Source organism: Chitinophaga filiformis (assembly GCF_021646545.1).
Classification (GTDB): Bacteria; Bacteroidota; Bacteroidia; order Chitinophagales; family Chitinophagaceae; genus Chitinophaga; species Chitinophaga filiformis_A.
The window spans coordinates 85090-102530 of the sequence record NZ_JAKIRP010000016.1 but is presented as its reverse complement, the minus strand read 5'-3'; the positions used below and the strand labels follow the sequence as shown (position 1 = coordinate 102530).

Genomic DNA, 17441 nt, shown 5'->3' with positions numbered 1-17441 from the left:
ATGATGCGTTTACTCAGTACAAAAGTGGGCCGTTTAAGGCTGGTCGGTTTTTTAGAAGGAATCTCCTTATTGGTATTAGTAGGAATAGCAGTGCCTATGAAATATGCTTCCAATGATCCGTCCCTCGTAAAGCTGATGGGACCTATCCACGGTTTTTTCTTTGTGATCTTTGTGATCAATGCATTAAGCGTTGGTATTGAATACAAATGGAAGTTCAGCGAGATCACCTGGAAAGTGCTGCTGGCATGTATGATCCCGTTCGGTACTTTTTATATTGACTACCGGATCTTACGGCGGATGGAATAAGCCGGAATAAGGATTATCTTTGTTCCATACCGTTGCCCTGATGCGTATCGAAAAATACATACCGGTAGCCACTTTACAGCCCTTTATTAAATCTTTCATGATCATTGAAAGCGATTATGCCGTGCAGAACCAGATACTGCCGGATACTGCTGTTGTCATGGCTTTCCGGCTGAGGGGAACGGTGATGGAAAAAGATCAGGGTATATTGCCGGCTACTGTATTAGGAGGCTTGAGAAAGAGCTATAGGTCGCTGGCCTATGCCGCTAACACGGCCAACCTGCTGATCGTTTTCCGGGAGGACGGTGCTGCTGCCTTCTTTAAGGAGCCCTTGCATGAATTGTTCGGGGCCTCTGCTTCATTGGATAATTTCATCCGCAGACAACAGCTGGATGATATTACAGAACAACTGGCTTCCGCTCCTGACAATCAGGCTTGCATAGACATTATACAACGATTTTTACTGACTGCCTGGAAACAGGCAAAACCCGACCTGCTGGTGCAGGAAGCGTTACGCAGTATCAGGCAGGCGAACGGTAACCTGCGGATAAAAGAACTCCTGCAGGAACTGCACATCAGCCAGGATGCTTTTGAGAAACGCTTCAGAAAGATAACAGGCGCCTCTCCCAAACAGTTTGCATCCATTGTTCGCTTAAGAAGCCTGATAGGCCGGGCCGATGGCAGTACGTTCACAGAACTGGCCTATGAGGCAGGCTATTTTGATCAGGCGCATTTCATAAAAGACTTCAAGTCATTCACTGGCAAAACACCCGGTGAATTCTACAGATCAGCCCTTTATTGGTAACTTATTTATCAAGTAGTCTTCTGTGATAATTGATCTGTCCGAGATGATATCCGAGATGGGTAGCAAGATGGATCAGCATAAAAGCTGTTGTTGTTTTACCATCAAAAACAGCAACAGGATATTCCTCCGCTAATTTTTCTTCGGAAAGATTGTTCAGCGTCTTTTCAACCACATTAATGGTATCATCTATCTTTTGCAGTAATTCTGCGCGGGGAACATCTTTCAGTGAAAATTCAAGTTCCCTGTGGCGGACATAACCGGAATTACCCAGGTGTGTACCAATGAAAGTATTCAGATTCCCGACAAGATGTAAACAAAGATTACCGGCCGTGTTCGCAATATTGGCTTCGATCATCCATAAAGCAGGCTCATGCTGATATAAGGATACTTCTGTCTTTAGCTTATTCAGATCCCGGTTGAATAATTCCTTTAACGCTGTAAGTGTCGACATATATGCAAGGTTTCCTTTATGCAAGATACGTCTTTTTCTACGGGGTGTAGCATTAAATGGACAGGCCACGGTAGAAATATGCCCTCACTACGTCATCACTACCTTCCAGTATAGGTTTTTTGGTGGAAAACAGTGCGCCCTCTACGGTCTTTTGCAGATACTTCTGGTTCCAGTGCATGATAGCCTCATCAGCAGTGTCGCCACAGCCATAAATACCGTACTCAGGTCTTTCGCCCAGGAAACAGCAGTATTCATGCCCATCATTCAGCACAATAGGTTTGTAGTTCCTGACAGCATCCGGCATTTCGTTTGAGTTGTAATCAACAGGAATAATTTTAATCTCATGTGTCGTTTCCATAGCACTTCTTTTTGGTAGAAATAACCCAATAAATATGCCATGCCAAGCGCGAAAATGTGTACTTTTATTCCATCCAATTATATTGAGAATTTTATTAAGATAAACTAAGCAGTAAATGAACGGTGCGATTTATGTCCGGCATGTCTCAGTGAAAGATGCGGCCCAGGTAGCCGCTTTATCAGCCGAATTGGGATACCCCTCAACAGTTAAAGACACGATCACTTACATCCAGGCAATCGATAAAAGTATTTGTGACGTAGCCTACGTTGCCGTGAACGGTGAAACTGTTCTCGGGTGGATCCATGTGCTTTATACTATTCGCCTGGAATCAGGGCCGTTCTGCGAGATCGGCGGACTGGTAGTAGCACGCAATGCTCATGGCAAAGGTATTGGGAGATTACTCGTTGACAAAGCAAAGAAGTGGGCTGCGGAGCGAAACATCAGTACACTGCGTGTACGCAGTAACGTGATCAGGGAAGGTGCACATGCCTTCTATATCAAGAATGGTTTTAAAGAGTTTAAACAACAGAAGGTATTTGATTATACAATCGGAGAGGAGAACCTGTCTGAAAAGAGAACTGTTGAAAACACCAAAGTAGGTGAATAAAAGAATGTACACATTCCATTCCTGTCAATCCGCTTTGAGAAAGCGTTTTTTGTAGTTCGTGCGATATAAAAATTATTCCTGAACTATTTTGTATTCAGATCATCTTATCACTATATTAAACTGCTGGCAGTTACCGCAATTAACAACTGAATAGTTACTTACCAGGGATTTTATTACCCCTGGTAAGCAACCTTATTTTTAATACTTCCGTTTTTTACGGAGCGCATTCACTTGTTTAGATAATTTGCCGAACTGTTGTTCCATTCGTTTTTTCTCCATAGCACTTGCCTGGTAGTGATATTGTTCTCTGATCAGTTTCAGATAATTGCGATACACTGCCATAGGTAATGTACCTGCTTCAACCGCATCAGTTACAGCGCAACCGGGTTCCTGCTGATGTGTGCAATCACGGAAACGGCACTTCGCAGAAAGCTCTTCTATCTGCGGATGATGGAAGTTTACACCTTCGTCTGCATCTATGGTAAGACCAAACTCACGCATGCCGGGCGAGTCAATGAGCATACTGCCATTAGGCAATACAGTCAGGTGACGCGCAGTAGTGGTATGCTGACCTTTGTTATTGAATGTGCTGAGGCTCCCTTCTTTTTGTATGGCCTGCCCTGATAAGGCGTTGAACAAAGTACTTTTTCCCACGCCGGAAGAACCCAGTAAAGCAAAGGTCTTCCCTGCCTGAAGATACTGCGAGGTCCAGCTATTCAGTTGCTGATGATCTAAAGCGCTGGTGAGTAGCACCGGGCAATTATATCCCAGATCCACTACCTGTTGACGGTAGGCCTCCGGATCATCGACAAGGTCCTGTTTGTTCAGTACAACAACGGGCTGTATGCCGCACTGATACACCTGCTGCAAGTAGCGTTGCAGTCGTTGCAGGTTAAAGTCGCGGTCGAGGCCCTGGATGATCAGTGCTGCGTCGATATTAGCAGCAATTACCTGTTGCTGGCTGCTTTTGCCGGGCAGTTTCCGGCTGATAGCATTTTGCCTGGGTAGTACGTCTAAGATGATGCATTGATCATCGTAGGGCTTAAACACCACCCAGTCGCCCACCTTCGGTAGCTCCCAGGTCTCTTTGCTGTTCATAAGGGCGCCGGCCAGTATGGCCGCGGAAGATCCGTTATTGCTGATGATTGTATGATTGAAGCCGTTGATGGCAGTTACACGGCCTGCTTCCAGGCCCTGGTTGAAAAAGGATGTATAGTGTTGTTCGAAATGGCTGTTCCAGCCATATTGTGATAATGATGACATTGTTGAATAGATTGCAGCGCTGTGCATGCGGACAATATGCAGTGTCCGGGCAACAGGGCATTGATTCATAAAAAAATATGAAATACGGAGTGGGGAAACGCAGTGGTATCAGGTATTGTTAATTACCAGCTGCGTTACGCTACAATCATTCCGGCGGAAGATAGGCGGTATGTAGAATTGTTAAATGTCATACTTGGGCAAAGGTAGGAATTTTCAGCAAATTTTTAGTCTCTTCGGAGGAATGTCAGTTTCTTGTCCAGCTGTTCCTGGAGGTCGCCGACCTTGGTTTTATTCAGCATGTTGGTAATGTCTTTCCTGATATTGACGAACTCATGATGCAGAGGGCAGGGATGTTTATCTGAACATTGTTTCAGTCCGAGGCCGCAACCGGAAAAGATATCATCTCCGTCTACAGCCTTAACGATGGTAGCGAGGGTTGTTTTCCTTCCGCTGTTGTCAAGATAGAAACCACCGGTAGGGCCTTTTAGCGACTGTACAACACCTTTTCTGCCAAGTTCCTGTAAGATCTTTGCAATGAAGTGTTCAGGGGAATCTATGCCCTTTGCAATATCCTTGATACCCACCCTGCTTCCATCTTTCGTTTGCTGCGCAATAAATATCATTGCCCGGATGGCATATTCACAAGTTTTAGAAAACATCCTTTCAAATTGTGAAGCAAATATAGTATAGATTTTTATTAAAGGACAAAAAAGTCTTTTAATAAGTAAAAAGCTATAACTTTGACATGGGAAAACGGTTGATGAAGAAGTTCATTACATCAACATTCGAATTGTAAAACAGGTAAGATAAAGTTATGACTGACATTGAGTTAAGGCCACCACTGGCGGACATTCAGACAGAAGAGGACGTGGCGAAGCTGGTATATACTTTTTACGATAAGGTAAGGGCAGATGAACTACTGCGGCCTGTATTTGAGCAGGCAATTGCCGACTGGGGGCCGCACCTGGAAATCATGTGTAATTTCTGGAGCACGATGCTTTTGTACTCGGGTAGGTACAAAGGTGATCCTATGAGTAAACATTTATCCCTGCCGATAGCACCCAATCATTTTAGTCGGTGGTTGTCACTTTTCCACGGTACAGTGGATGCATTGTTCCAGGGAGAGATAGCAGATAATGCCAAAGCGCGTGCAAAGAATATCGCCAGGATTATGCAGTCAATGATGGGATTTCCACCGAATAATAATAACTAACCGGAGCAAAGGACAGACCATCTGCAGAAACAGACAGTATCCCGCCTGCTCCGGTGTAGTTTCACATGGCGAAAGGAGAAAAGAGTTGAGGTGCTGCCTGTTAGCCTTCCATTGCTGGCATAGCACTGATATCGGCATGCAACACTTCCCACAGGTGACCATCCAGGTCCTGGAAAGCGCGGGAGTACATCCACCCATAGTCCTGTGGCTCGCTATACGCTGATGCACCGGCTGCGAGTGCTTTGTCGGCCAGCTCGTTCACTTTATCCCTGCTATCCACAGAAAAGGCATTGATCACTTCCGCAAATTTTGAGGAATCAGCAATATCTTTTTTAATGAATGATTTGAAGAAATCTTCTACCAGCAGCATAGCATAGATGTTTTCGCTGATAATGAGACAGGCGCCTTTCTCATTGGTGAACTGCTGATTGAATTCGAACCCGAGTGCACTGAAGAATGCTTTGGATTTTTCCAGGTCTTTAACGGGTAAATTCACGAAAATTTGTGTTGCCATACTTTTATAGGTTTATAGAATTTTTACGGTCACGCATGCGGAATGATCACTTCATCTGTCAGCACTTCTCCTTCAAATCCACATTTTTTCAGCAGGTTGATCACTACTGATGGATTAACGATGCCGGACATACACTCCACACGTAATATCCTGTCGCAGTCTTCCAGATCAAAATTTGCCTTGTAATCGGCGTATATTCTGTGCATCCGTGTAAGGAATGAATGAGCGTGCTGCCGGTTATTAACATTCGTTTTGAATACTTCCACCATATACATAAGAGTTTCAGGTTGCAGGTTTTAATCAGGCTCGGCCGGTACATGATTTCTTTCATGGAACCTTATGGTTGCAAAAATATGTGAAACCTTTCGGTTGCCCGGGTCGTGAAAGCGACATAATAGGGGGGAGAATGGGACATTTTCGGGCGTCAGGTAAGGGTAAGGATTCGGTAGGAATATAGTGGGACGTATAGCTTATAGGCTCTGTACTCCTGCGTTACAACCGCTATTATATAGCCATCGCTATAGAATAGTGGCTGTAACGCAGGAGTAGAAAGCCTGTAAGTTATACCTCCCACTATATTGGTAGTATAGATCAACCCTATATGTATGGGACGAAGAAGCTCTTATGAGCCGAAAAAGGCCTCTTATTTGTTAATTTGGGGCTCTCGTATAGTTTTTTTTGAACGACGTTGATGCTGTGCTTAATATTGCTAATGTAATTTCATTCATCACCAAAACAATCTTATTATGGCAAAAGTAATTGGCAACGTTTTGACGAGTAAGCTGTCAGGAACTATCGGGAATCTGAACTTTTACAACCGTCAGGGAGTACCTCTTGTTAGACGGGCAAGGGGAAAAACTAAACGCAATTCGAAATTTACGGACGAACAGATCGCATTACAGGATAAGTTCTACCGTGCATCCTGTTTTGCGACAGAGGCCGTCGCAGATCCGGATCTGAAAGTTTATTACCACTCGCTCGCGACAGGAGCGCAGAATGCCCACAACATGGCATTAAAAGACGCCATGAGTGCCCCGAAGATCTCCGAAATTGATTTTGAAGCTTACAACGGGCGTCCGGGGCAGAAAATCATTGTACGCGCCAGAAACTTTTTCAGGGTGTATCAGGTCTACGTGAAGATCTTCAATGAAAACGACGTATTGAAAGAAGAAGGTTATGCAACGGAGGACAGAATACCTACGGTCTGGATCTATCAGGCAACGGGGACGCTGGATACCCACCAGGCGAAAGTCGAGATATCTGCCGAGAACATTCCTGGCAATGTGACGACCGTAGCGAAGATGATCAAGGTATGATGCCCCAATTGACGATTATGGCCTCATGAAACCAAGCCCAAACGCAGTTCCTGCTCCCAACAGCGCCCCTGCAGTGACATCAGAAGGATAGTGTACTCCCAGGTACATCCGCGAATAACCTATAGCGCCCGACCACAAGAAAGCCGGCGCAATCACATACCACTTCGGATAGGCCCGTACCAGTGCAGTTGCAGAACTGAAGGCAGAAGACGTATGTCCGGAAGGGAAAGAAGTGGAAGAGGGCTGGTAAACGGCGGTAAGATGAACATTGGATATAAAGGGCCGGGGACGTCTCACCAGTTTCTTGATAAGTGTATTCAGCAGGAAAGTGGTGGCCGTGCTGGTGGCAACATACAGGGCATTCTGGCGCATATCAGGATTGTGATCAATGATCCCGGCTACGAGCAGACCGGCAGGAATCGCCACATTCACATAGTCGTTGGTGTTGGAAATGAACAGCCAGGCTTTGGTCTGTCCTGGTGTGCGGTGGGCTGCCAGGTATTCCAGTGTCCTGTCGTCAAAACGTTGCAGCCCGGATTGGGCAATGGTAAGGGGAGTAGCAGTAGTCAGCAGTACTAATGTCAGATATAGCCGGGTAATACTTTTCATATCCTGTCTTTAAATGAACGCCTGGGCAGAGAGTCCTTGCAGATCAATTTACTAAATAAAGGCGGAAAAGGTGCAGTCAGGAAATGTCTTATTTTTGACAACAGGACCTAAAAGAAGTATCGATGGTGTCAAAGTTCATCACCCGGAACAGGCATACTATTCTGTACGGCATCTGCCTCGCACTGTTACTGTTTTTACTGAAGTGGCTGGAACTGCGTTTCATCATTATCGATCATGCCCACGAAATATATGTCGGATTTATTGCCCTGATCTTTACCGGGCTGGGCATATGGCTGGCCTTGAAGTTATCCCGCCCCAAAGTGGAAACCATCGTCATTGAAAAAGAGGTTATTGTCGAAAAAGGAGCCGATTTCATGCCGGACGCCAAAGCCCTGGAAAAGCTGAACCTGAGCAAACGGGAACTGGAAGTATTGCAATTAATGGCCGATGGACTGAGTAACCAGGAGATCGCGGATAAACTATTCCTGTCGCTGAATACAATCAAGACCCATTCATTGAGGCTGTTCTCCAAAATGGATGTGGAAAGGCGGACGCAGGCGGTCGATAGAGCTAAGAAGTTGAATATCATCAGATAATAAGATCAACCTTTTGGGTGAAAATTTCGTTTTTACTTAAAATCACCCTTAAGTATGAATGGGGACCGGGAGGTTTCCGGCATTTTTGTCCCATTACTAAAACATACGTCAGATGAAAAAGAACGTTCTTATTTTCGGATTGATCTCGGGATTGATCATTACTACCATGATGGTAGCCACCTCTCTTTCCTGTTATAATAATCCCGAGGGTTTTAAGGGAAATGAAGTGGTCGGTTATGCGGGGATGCTGATCGCCTTCGCGTTTATTTTTGTGGGAATAAAAAATTACCGGGACAGGTACAACCAGGGAACGATCACTTTTGGAAAAGCCTTTAAGGTCGGTTTCTATATCGCGCTTGTTGCCTCCACTTTTTACGTGTTGACATGGCTGGTGGAGTACTACCTTTTCGTTCCGGATTTTATGGATAAATACACAGCGCATGTGATGAATGAGGCCAGGACCAGTGGCGCTACCGAGGCCGAACTGGCAGCCAAGGCAAAAAATATGGAGTGGTATCAGTCGATGTATAAGTCGCCCATCTTCGTTATACTGCTCACGTTTGCGGAAGTATTACCGCTCGGTATAGTAGTCGCCCTTATCAGCGCCCTGATATTGAAACGGCGTTCACGCAGGTTGTCCGGGGTACTAAGCAATTAACCGCCTATATCCGGCATGTCCTGAATTCCCCCTTATACTGTCCGAATCGCACATCACATAACTTGAAAAATGCTGATATGTTTGCATCATAAAACACACAATTATGAAAACAAATAAGATCAGAATTTTCTACTGGGTATCAACGGGCATTTTTGTATTACTGATGCTGATGGATAGTATAGGAGGGATCATGCATGAGGCAACCGGTGTGGCTATTATGAAACATCTGGGATATCCGGAGTATGTACTGACCATTTTTGGGGTGGCTAAGTTATTGGGCGCTCTTGCTATTCTGCAGCCTAAATTCAGGACACTTAAAGAATGGGCATTCGCTGGGTTTGCGATCAACTTCATCGGCGCTTTTTGTTCCCGCGCAGCAGTAGGTGACCCTATTGGAGAACTGATCCCGCCAGTAGTGGCCCTGTTGATCATGTTTGTGCCTTATTATGCCTGGAAGCGCTTTGAGGCAGCAAAAGGAACCGCGTCACTGGCTGTAGCCTGAGTAAACGCAATTGTATGAATGTTACATAGACCGGGATATACGTTGGCCATCTGCGCTAAGTATTAAAGATGATGACAGGTATCATGTTTCTGCAGAGAAGGTATATCCCGGAAACTTTGTAACCTTATACAGCTGGCGGCAATCTGAGACCTGTCTTCTCAGGCCGGAAGGATCAGCAGTGGCACATTACTGTTCCAGGCCAGTTGTTTCGAGACGCTTTTCTGAAATATAGTAGCCAGCAGGCTTTTCTTTTCATGAATAGCAATGATCAGTGAAATGTCATGTTGCGCGGCAAATTCATTGATGCTGTTCACCACATTACTATCTTCTATATAGTTGAATGAAGGATGATATCTGTCCAGTAACTGATGAAGGTGTTTAATATCTTCTCTTGTCTCGGAGGAGTAACTTTCATCGCTGGCAACATTGACTACAAACAGTTCGGTGTGTAAAGTGTTGAGCATTCCAACCAGTTCGGGCAAGGCTTTCCCACGGCGGAGTGTATCAAAATCCACAGCCAGCAGTACCTTTTCAAGTGGTGTTATCCGGGCATCTTCAGGCACGATCACCAGCGGATAATGGCAGCTTTCCATTACCCGTATACTATGACTACCTACCAGAAATTTCTCCAGGTTAGATTTATCGGCCAGACCGGCAACTACGAGGTCCACATTTTCTTTACTGATCAACTTTTTGACAGCCTCTTCGAGTATATCATCTTCTGACAGCGTATCAATGGTGATACCGGCAGCAGAAGGCTCCAGCATGCTGCGGAGATTGTCCAGCTGCATGATACTCTCTTTGTACAATTCATTAGGATCGGCCTGTATAACTGGTATTTCCGGTGTGACCGGTACATTGGCGACAGGTTCAAGGCTTTGGAATGCATTGAACAAAATGATGCGTTTGCTATGCAGCTGGCCGGCCAGGTGAATAGCGTATTGAGCAGCCCGTAGCGCTACATCGGAGAAATCTGTAAGTACGAGGATGGTTTGCATGAGAAAGGTGTTTTAATAACAGGCGAAAAAATCAGGCCAGTGTTTTATGATTAGATATTCATTATTATAGGTGAATAATACTTTTGATAAATGTTGAATAAAGTGGGGATGAAAAATTTTTTATATTCAAATTTGTATGTAATTTAATGTTGTCTTGTGATTTGAAAATCGTTTGTTAGCAACAACTATACACCAAAATTTATGGAGGTAAATTATTCCCGGCTTCTACGGGATGATGATTCAGTTGAGCATTTTCTTGTAGATGTTCTTCAGGTTGACCAGAGGATTTCTCCGGCAATCATCAGAAAAATTGTAACCAGTGAAAAAATGCTGATGGATTTCAAAGATGAAGAAAATACACTGGTCAGTACAAAATACCGCGATAGAGATTATGTAAATAATGTTGACAGATGGAAATTGCGCAAGCAAATCATCCATGAGTTATTTACATTAAAAAGAAGGGACAACGAAGATGAAATAAAGTTGGGGACAGGTGGGGCTTTGCCTGCTTCGGGCATAAGAAAAGACAGGAAGGCTTATATCCTGATTGGCCCGCCAGCTTCAGGAAAGTCAACTGTCGCTAACAAGATAGCTGAGAAAGAGGGTGCGATTATTCTGGACAGTGATTATGCAAAAAGAAAATTTCCGGAGTTCGAGTATGAATGTGGCGCAACGCTGGTACAAAAAGAGTCCAACAACATAATCTTTGGATTTAAAAATGATAATCCCTTAAAACTGGAAGGGGTATGTAAGCTGGCTGTCAACGAAGCCTATAATGTTGTGATACCTAAAGTAGGACAGGAGCCGGATAAAATAGTCAAATTGGCGGAGTTCCTGGCAGAGACAAATTACGAGGTGCATCTGACCTTACTATATTTGAAACGAAGAGAAGCAACTATCAGGGCATTGCATAGATTTAATGAAACAAACAGGTATGTTCCATTAGGATATGTATTCGATAATGTCGGGAATGATCCATTGTTGTGTTATTATGTACTGAAAGAAAGGGCAGATACATGTTTCCGTAGTTTTGGTATGATCATGACAGACCCGGATATGCAAAAAAATAAACGAAGAATTGATCTGGATGTTGCAAATCCTGCCTGCTGGTACAATGTAGGATGAAGGTTAATTTTTTTAGAACAAAATATAAAAATATGAAAAGTAAAACGGTAGTTGGTCGCTGGTTCAGCGAAGGAATTCAAAAAGCTTTTTTTAGGATGAGAAAAAAGAATCGCGAGAAGATCCAGTTGGAGCGATACTCAAGGACAATGGCATATATCGCTGGTGAGGACGACTATGAGACTGATTTGATGATTGAAACGCTTAAATCGGTCATAAAGGAAAGGAACGAGGCAATGATGGCGGCTGCGGGCGGAAATAAGATGAATGAGAATTGTCTTGTACTTTAAAAGGTTCAATATGAAAAAGAAGACAATAACAAGCCACCGCTGTACAAAAAGAAAACCCAAAGGCACATTCAGAAAAGAGAGTCGTGAAAAACTCCGAATGGAGCGCTATGCAAGGACAATGGCATATATCGCTGGCGAGGATGACTATGCGACCAGACGAATGATTGAGACTACTAAGGAAATTATAAGAGAAAGAAATGAATCCCTGATGATGGCTGCAGGTGGAAATAAGGGCAATGAGGAGTGCCTTGTACTTTAAAATGTGTCCGTTGGTCATAATGGTTTGCAAGATACAGTGAAGAGGAGAATTAATCACATGCTTAGAGAAGTAATGAAGGAATAAGTAGTAAAAAGGGACGTAACAGATCATATTTAAAAGTAAAATTCTACGCGTAAAAAACTGATACATGGAAATCACTTACAAATGTGATGTAATATCTACAACTGAACAAATAATTGAGCTTTACAACAACGCGGGGCTTCCACGACCGACAGAGGACCGGGAGCGAATAAGAAAGATGTATGAACATTCAAATGTGATCATCACCGCATGGGACGAGGAAAAACTGGTAGGTGTTTCCCGCACGATCACAGATTGGGTGTGGTCAAGTTATCTTGCCGACCTGGCCGTTAGCCCGGATCATCAGAAATGGGGCATAGGTAAAAAGCTGATCGCATTAACCCGGGAAAAGATCGGAGAACAATCTATGATACTATTGCTCTCCGTTCCTACGGCCATGAGCTATTATCCTAAAGTCGGCTTCACAAAGGAGGACAGGGGATTTATTATACATCGCACAAAATAGCTCAGTAACCTTTCCTCAGCCGTTTGGTGATGGTAATGGCGGCAAGCAGAAAGTAGAACGCGCCGAAGGCAGAGTAGCCGGCAAGACTGGCAATGCCTAAAGCCGGCGAATTGGCAAGGATGATAAAGGAAAGACCTCCGATCGTGGACTGACCACCACTGATAATGATCGGCCATTGTCCGCCTAAAGCCTTTTGCCTTTGAAGGCCCATAATAAGCTGAATGACACCTGCTATCATCGCCCAGATGCCGAATACGATCAGTGCCTGTGGCACACCCTGCCTGATGGCAATGTTCACTGCAACCGCCGCAATGCCGCTCATACCCAGGTTCACGTACTGAGGTGTGAGAGAACCAGTGCCGCGGTTGATCAGAATATCAGCGATCGTAGCCACGACATCCCATATGGGATAAATGATGAGTAACATAGTTGTAATATCAGGGGAAGACGATGCATAAATAGATATTAATGTTACCCAAATAACATTAAATGCCGCCCGTACATAATATAAAGTACGTAGGGAGCGCGCAATTTGATAGTTAATTGTCTGAGCGACGGCCATGGTGATGATTTTATGATTAATAAACCGTTTCAGCGTCTAAAGGTTCACTACAGCTTACATGTTCAGCTGCCGTATTCAAATAAATGAGTACTGATACTGCAAAGGGTTCATTGCTGTTTACAGATCTATTTGCAGTATTAAGGCAAACTGGTACTCGTACCGCAAAGGGTTACCTCAATTACCGGTGCGCTTTTTACCTGTCCTCAAGCCTTATCACCAATCCTTCATCCCCATCCAGGCTGAGCGTGTCGCTGACTATAGCACCTTCTGTTTCGGGAAAAGTAGCTATTTCTATACGGCCCCGGAAAGAGAAATTGGCAGGCCTGAAATAACAAGGCAGGTGTGTCAGGTTTAACACGATCAGGAAGCTGGAATGACCTTCCTGTTGACGCATAAAAGCCAGGATCTGATTGTCTGCGAATACCGGCGTATAGTCGCCCGTTGTGAGCGCAGGCTCGCTTCTGCGTAACGCAATAAGTTGCCTGTAGAGCGACAGCATGGAATAAGGGTCCTCGCTTTGCGTACCTACATTTACCCGCTGGTATGTTTTTGACAGGCGCAGCCAGGGTTTGCCTGCTGTAAACCCTGCATTTACAGTGTTATCCCATTGCATGGGCGTACGGGAAGGGTCCCTGCTGAGGTTTTTGTCAGGCATGTTAAGACCCTGCGGGTCCTGTACTTCGTCGAAAGGAATGGCCACATTACGCATGCCGATTTCATCGCCATAATAGATGGTAGGGGTACCGCGAAGGGTAAGCAGCAACATCGCCGCTACCCTGGCTTGCAGTAGTCCCACGCGGCTGGCAATACGATGCTGGTCATGGTTACTCAATACCCAGTTAGGCCATCCCTGGGCCGGAAGGGCGCCTTCATACTGGTCGATAGCCACAGATAGGGAGGAGGCTTCCCATGGCAATGACAACAACTGGAAGTTAAAAGGCAGGTGAGCGCCCTTATTGTCAATTCCATAATAGGCCATCAATTGCTGGATAGGCAGGTATATCTCTCCAATCATCACACGGTCGCCTTCAAACTCTTCCATAACATGCCGCATTTCACGTACCACGTCATGTACCTCCGGCTGATCAGTGGAGAAAACAGGCAGCTGCTGTGAATAGGTGGGCATGTGTTGTGCATAGTCCGGATTGACAGGATTGTTACGCAGCTGCTGGTCTTTGATCATATGCCACATCACGTCCACACGGAAGCCGTCCACACCCTTTCTCAGCCAGTAACGCATAACGTTGAGCATCGCTTCTGCTACAGCGGGATTCCGCCAGTTCAGGTCGGGCTGTTCCTTCAGGAAGGCATGGTAGTAATACTGTTGTGTAGTGGCATCCCATTCCCATGCTTCGCCGCCAAAAACGCTCAGCCAGTTGTTGGGGACACCGCCATCCGGTAGCGGGTCGTGCCAGATGTACCAGTCCCTTTTGGGATTGTCACGCGAAGAACGGGACTCCAGGAACCACGGATGCTGATCTGAAGTATGATTAGGGACGAGGTCAAGCAATAGCTTCATGTCCCTTTTATGCACTTCATCCACCAGCGCATCAAAGTCCTCCATGGAGCCGAACAAGGGATGTATATCCGTGTAGTCGGCAATGTCATAACCAAAATCCGCCATGGGAGATGGATAAATAGGAGAGAGCCAGACGGCGTCTATACCCAGCCATTGCAGATAATCCAGCCTGCTGATGATGCCTCTGAGATCGCCGACACCGTCGCCGTTACTATCCTGGAATGAGCGGGGGTATACCTGATATATGACACCTGTCTGCCACCATTTATCGAAAATCGTTACCATGCTGATGAGTTTTTTAATGATATGCTTTGTGTTCACAACATTTTTGCCAGAATTGACTGGCAGGATCAGCAATAGGGGCGGATAGAAGGTTCCCGGAACTTGTAAAACGGGATGCGAAAAAAACGCGGGGCAAGGTTATCCTGATGCTATTTTAACGCAAAAGCGGGTAGAGAACAAGCAGAGAAGAAGGGGAGAATAAGCAGAGAAGAAGCAGAGAACAAGCGATGGTGGTAATTTCGTGTCAGCCGTCTGCCGCTATGGTCGAAAACATAGAGTTATTGCATACAATCATTATATTGCCGCCTAAATTTACATTTCACGTTATATCACCAGCAGTATATATCGCCACATTAAACTACACAGCATGCGCAAAAAGCTCGTTTTCATCTGTTGCCTTTTCCTGTGGAAAATGGCCGGAGCCCAGGAACTGACATCACCTGATAAAAATCTGCACTTACAGTTTTCCATACAGCAAAACGGGATCCCTACCTACACCCTGACCTATAAAGGAAAGGATGTGATCAGGCCCAGTCATTTGGGTGTGGAACTGAAGGCCGACGCCTCTTTTATTGACAGCTTCGAAGTGGCCGGCAGCAAAACGTCTTCTTTTGACGAAACCTGGCAGCCGGTATGGGGTGAGGTAAAAGACATCCGTAACCAGTACAATGAACTGGAAGTGAATTTACACCAGGTCTCTACAGACCGTACCCTCATTATCCGTTTCAGATTGTTCAATGACGGGTTAGGATTCCGGTATGAGTTCCCGCAACAGCGGCACCTGGCCTATTTTGTGATTAAAGAAGAGCGCACCGAGTTTGCATTGGCAGGCGATCATAAAGCCTTCTGGCTGCCGGGCGACTACGATACCCAGGAATATAGTACTGTTACTTCCAATTTATCCGAAGTAAGAGGAAAAATGAAAGCAGCGGTGACGCCTAATGCTTCACAGACGGTCTTTTCTCCTACCGGATTACAAACGCCGCTGATGATGAAGAGTAAGGACGGCCTGTATATCAATATCCATGAAGCCGCCCTGATAGAGTATTCCGCTTTGTCGCTGGAACTGGATGATAAGAACTTTGTACTCAAGTCCTTCCTGACACCCGATGCGGTAGGTGATAAAGGTTATCTGCAGGCGCCGTGTAAATCGCCCTGGAGAACAGTGATCGTGAGTGATAAGGCGGGAGACATCCTGACCTCTAAACTGATCTACAATCTGAATGAGCCAACGAAATATAAAGATCCCGCTTCCTGGATCAAACCGGTGAAATATGTGGGTGTATGGTGGGAGATGATCACCGGGAAGAGTACCTGGGCTTATACGGATATTGAGAATGTGCAGCTGGGCGTGACAGACTATTCCAAAACAAAGCCGAATGGCAAACATGGCGCGAATACCGCGCATGTGAAGGAATACATTGACTTTGCCGCAGAAAATGGTTTTGATGCTGTGCTGGTGGAAGGATGGAACCAGGGTTGGGAAGACTGGTTCGGTAAAACGAAAGATTATGTATTTGACTTTCTGACGCCATACCCTGATTTCGATGTGCAGGAGCTACACCGTTATGCGGCCGGCAAAGGGGTAAAGATCATCATGCACCATGAGACTTCATCTTCTGTGCGCAACTATGAGCGTCATATGGATACCGCATACCGTTTTATGGTCAAGAACGGTTATAATGCGGTGAAGAGTGGGTATGTGGGTAATATCATCCCCAGGGGAGAACATCACTACGGACAATGGCTGGTGAATCACTATCTGTACGCCGTAACGAAGGCTGCTGAATATCATATTATGGTAGATGCGCATGAATCTGTGCATATGACCGGTCTTTCACGTACCTATCCCAACCTGATAGGGCAGGAGTCTGCCAGGGGCACGGAATATGAGTCCTTCGGCGGTAACAATCCTGATCATACCACCATCCTGCCATTCACCCGTCTGATAGGCGGACCGATGGATTACACACCGGGTATCTTCCAGATGAAGATCAGCGCTTATAACCCCGACAATACTTCGTGGGTACGCAGTACCCTGGCACGTCAACTGGCGCTGTATGTAACAATGTACAGTCCTTTGCAGATGGCGGCTGACTTCCCTGAGACTTACAGAAAATATATGGATGCCTTTCAGTTCATCAAAGACGTAGCTATAGACTGGGACGATACAAAGATACTCGAGGCAGAACCGGGCGATTATATCACCATTGCACGTAAAGCGAAAGGAAAGAGCAGTTGGTTCATCGGTAGTACCTGCGATGAAAACGGGCGTGTATCAAAGATCAGCTTTGATTACCTGGATGCCGGTAAGAAATATATTGCTACTATTTACAGCGATAAAAAAGATGCGCATTATGAGAAGAATCCGCAAGCGTATGAGATCAGGAAAATGGTAGTAACCAATAAGTCGGTATTGTCGCAACAGTGTGCACCCGGTGGCGGATATGCTATTAGTGTTGTACTGGCAGACGATGCAGCTATTAAGGCCTTGAAGAAATAACACATTCCATTATATCAAAAAGGATGAAGCAAAACTGAAGAACATCCCACGGATTACCTGGATAACTATCTGATCCATCAGGTTGGAGGCTGCTCAATACTCTTGGGCAGCCTCTTGCGTTTATTTGAAGAGTGCTTCCGGAATGCCTGCGACAAATGTGTCAA

At 45.3% G+C, this 17441-nt stretch carries 23 protein-coding genes; 13 read left to right on the top strand and 10 right to left on the bottom strand.

Annotation, left to right across the window (positions count from 1 at the left end):
• Both L3C95_RS28715 and L3C95_RS28710 read left to right on the top strand, forming a co-directional pair.
• Entirely contained in the window at window positions 1-306 is a 306-nt protein-coding gene (locus L3C95_RS28715; protein WP_236393657.1) for a DUF3817 domain-containing protein, read from the top strand.
• 40 nt (window positions 307-346) lie between these two features.
• Window positions 347-1108 carry a helix-turn-helix transcriptional regulator gene (locus L3C95_RS28710; RefSeq protein WP_236393656.1) on the top strand — a complete coding sequence of 254 codons (762 nt, stop codon included), beginning with the start codon at window positions 347-349 and terminating at the stop codon, window positions 1106-1108.
• Window position 1109: 1 nt separating this feature from the next.
• Here the strand turns inward: L3C95_RS28710 and L3C95_RS28705 are convergent, their stop codons facing one another.
• Window positions 1110-1559: a DinB family protein gene (locus L3C95_RS28705; RefSeq protein ID WP_236393655.1), complete on the bottom strand. Its 450-nt coding sequence runs from the start codon at window positions 1557-1559 to the stop codon at window positions 1110-1112.
• A 52-nt stretch (window positions 1560-1611) separates the two neighbouring features.
• Window positions 1612-1917 (bottom strand): hypothetical protein, encoded by a 306-nt coding sequence (locus L3C95_RS28700; protein ID WP_236393654.1) that lies wholly within the window; start codon window positions 1915-1917, stop codon window positions 1612-1614.
• A gap of 115 nt (window positions 1918-2032) precedes the next feature.
• On the opposite strand from L3C95_RS28700, the gene L3C95_RS28695 reads away from it, so the two are divergent.
• Complete coding sequence (locus L3C95_RS28695; protein WP_236393653.1) at window positions 2033-2524, top strand: GNAT family N-acetyltransferase; 492 nt, start codon at window positions 2033-2035, stop codon at window positions 2522-2524.
• Window positions 2525-2722: 198 nt separating this feature from the next.
• On the opposite strand, the gene rsgA is transcribed toward L3C95_RS28695, so the two are convergent.
• Together rsgA and L3C95_RS28685 are read right to left on the bottom strand one after the other, a co-directional pair.
• Window positions 2723-3787, bottom strand: a complete 1065-nt coding sequence (gene rsgA, locus L3C95_RS28690) for a ribosome small subunit-dependent GTPase A (protein WP_236393652.1) — start codon at window positions 3785-3787, stop codon at window positions 2723-2725.
• 224 nt (window positions 3788-4011) lie between these two features.
• Window positions 4012-4446 (bottom strand): RrF2 family transcriptional regulator, encoded by a 435-nt coding sequence (locus L3C95_RS28685; RefSeq protein WP_236393651.1) that lies wholly within the window; start codon window positions 4444-4446, stop codon window positions 4012-4014.
• A 155-nt stretch (window positions 4447-4601) separates the two neighbouring features.
• Here L3C95_RS28685 and L3C95_RS28680 point away from each other — a divergent pair, with 155 nt between their 5' ends.
• On the top strand, window positions 4602-5000 hold the full coding sequence (locus L3C95_RS28680) for a group III truncated hemoglobin (protein WP_236393650.1): 399 nt from the start codon (window positions 4602-4604) through the stop codon (window positions 4998-5000).
• Window positions 5001-5100: 100 nt separating this feature from the next.
• Here the strand turns inward: L3C95_RS28680 and L3C95_RS28675 are convergent, their stop codons facing one another.
• Together L3C95_RS28675 and L3C95_RS28670 are read right to left on the bottom strand one after the other, a co-directional pair.
• Complete coding sequence (locus L3C95_RS28675) at window positions 5101-5514, bottom strand: VOC family protein (protein ID WP_236393649.1); 414 nt, start codon at window positions 5512-5514, stop codon at window positions 5101-5103.
• A gap of 29 nt (window positions 5515-5543) precedes the next feature.
• Complete coding sequence (locus L3C95_RS28670) at window positions 5544-5783, bottom strand: hypothetical protein (protein WP_236393648.1); 240 nt, start codon at window positions 5781-5783, stop codon at window positions 5544-5546.
• Window positions 5784-6260: 477 nt separating this feature from the next.
• On the opposite strand from L3C95_RS28670, the gene L3C95_RS28665 reads away from it, so the two are divergent.
• Entirely contained in the window at window positions 6261-6830 is a 570-nt protein-coding gene (locus tag L3C95_RS28665; RefSeq protein ID WP_236393647.1) for a hypothetical protein, read from the top strand.
• 15 nt (window positions 6831-6845) lie between these two features.
• Here the strand turns inward: L3C95_RS28665 and L3C95_RS28660 are convergent, their stop codons facing one another.
• Window positions 6846-7439 (bottom strand): phosphatase PAP2 family protein, encoded by a 594-nt coding sequence (locus L3C95_RS28660; RefSeq protein ID WP_236393646.1) that lies wholly within the window; start codon window positions 7437-7439, stop codon window positions 6846-6848.
• Between the two features lie 122 nt (window positions 7440-7561).
• Between L3C95_RS28660 and L3C95_RS28655 the strand changes: the two genes are divergently transcribed.
• The 3 genes from L3C95_RS28655 to L3C95_RS28645 all read left to right on the top strand — a co-directional run bounded on the left by L3C95_RS28655 (window position 7562) and on the right by L3C95_RS28645 (window position 9195).
• Window positions 7562-8035, top strand: coding sequence for a response regulator transcription factor (locus tag L3C95_RS28655; RefSeq protein WP_236393645.1), 474 nt, complete (start codon window positions 7562-7564; stop codon window positions 8033-8035).
• A gap of 112 nt (window positions 8036-8147) precedes the next feature.
• Window positions 8148-8693, top strand: coding sequence for a DUF4199 domain-containing protein (locus L3C95_RS28650; protein ID WP_236393644.1), 546 nt, complete (start codon window positions 8148-8150; stop codon window positions 8691-8693).
• 103 nt (window positions 8694-8796) lie between these two features.
• Window positions 8797-9195 (top strand): DoxX family protein, encoded by a 399-nt coding sequence (locus L3C95_RS28645; RefSeq protein WP_236393643.1) that lies wholly within the window; start codon window positions 8797-8799, stop codon window positions 9193-9195.
• Between the two features lie 158 nt (window positions 9196-9353).
• Here the strand turns inward: L3C95_RS28645 and L3C95_RS28640 are convergent, their stop codons facing one another.
• On the bottom strand, window positions 9354-10193 hold the full coding sequence (locus tag L3C95_RS28640) for a universal stress protein (protein WP_236393642.1): 840 nt from the start codon (window positions 10191-10193) through the stop codon (window positions 9354-9356).
• 201 nt (window positions 10194-10394) lie between these two features.
• Between L3C95_RS28640 and L3C95_RS28635 the strand changes: the two genes are divergently transcribed.
• The 4 genes from L3C95_RS28635 to L3C95_RS28620 all read left to right on the top strand — a co-directional run bounded on the left by L3C95_RS28635 (window position 10395) and on the right by L3C95_RS28620 (window position 12411).
• On the top strand, window positions 10395-11318 hold the full coding sequence (locus L3C95_RS28635; protein ID WP_236393641.1) for a zeta toxin family protein: 924 nt from the start codon (window positions 10395-10397) through the stop codon (window positions 11316-11318).
• A 32-nt stretch (window positions 11319-11350) separates the two neighbouring features.
• Complete coding sequence (locus tag L3C95_RS28630) at window positions 11351-11605, top strand: hypothetical protein (RefSeq protein WP_236393640.1); 255 nt, start codon at window positions 11351-11353, stop codon at window positions 11603-11605.
• 10 nt (window positions 11606-11615) lie between these two features.
• Window positions 11616-11864 (top strand): hypothetical protein, encoded by a 249-nt coding sequence (locus tag L3C95_RS28625; RefSeq protein ID WP_236393639.1) that lies wholly within the window; start codon window positions 11616-11618, stop codon window positions 11862-11864.
• Window positions 11865-12012: 148 nt separating this feature from the next.
• Window positions 12013-12411 (top strand): GNAT family N-acetyltransferase, encoded by a 399-nt coding sequence (locus L3C95_RS28620; protein WP_236393638.1) that lies wholly within the window; start codon window positions 12013-12015, stop codon window positions 12409-12411.
• 1 nt (window position 12412) lies between these two features.
• Here the strand turns inward: L3C95_RS28620 and L3C95_RS28615 are convergent, their stop codons facing one another.
• Window positions 12413-12838 (bottom strand): hypothetical protein, encoded by a 426-nt coding sequence (locus L3C95_RS28615; protein ID WP_236393637.1) that lies wholly within the window; start codon window positions 12836-12838, stop codon window positions 12413-12415.
• Window positions 12839-13166: 328 nt separating this feature from the next.
• Entirely contained in the window at window positions 13167-14777 is a 1611-nt protein-coding gene (locus L3C95_RS28610; RefSeq protein WP_236393636.1) for an alpha-amylase family glycosyl hydrolase, read from the bottom strand.
• 364 nt (window positions 14778-15141) lie between these two features.
• Here L3C95_RS28610 and L3C95_RS28605 point away from each other — a divergent pair, with 364 nt between their 5' ends.
• Complete coding sequence (locus L3C95_RS28605) at window positions 15142-17277, top strand: glycoside hydrolase family 97 protein (protein WP_236393635.1); 2136 nt, start codon at window positions 15142-15144, stop codon at window positions 17275-17277.
• Window positions 17278-17441: the final 164 nt, after the last annotated feature.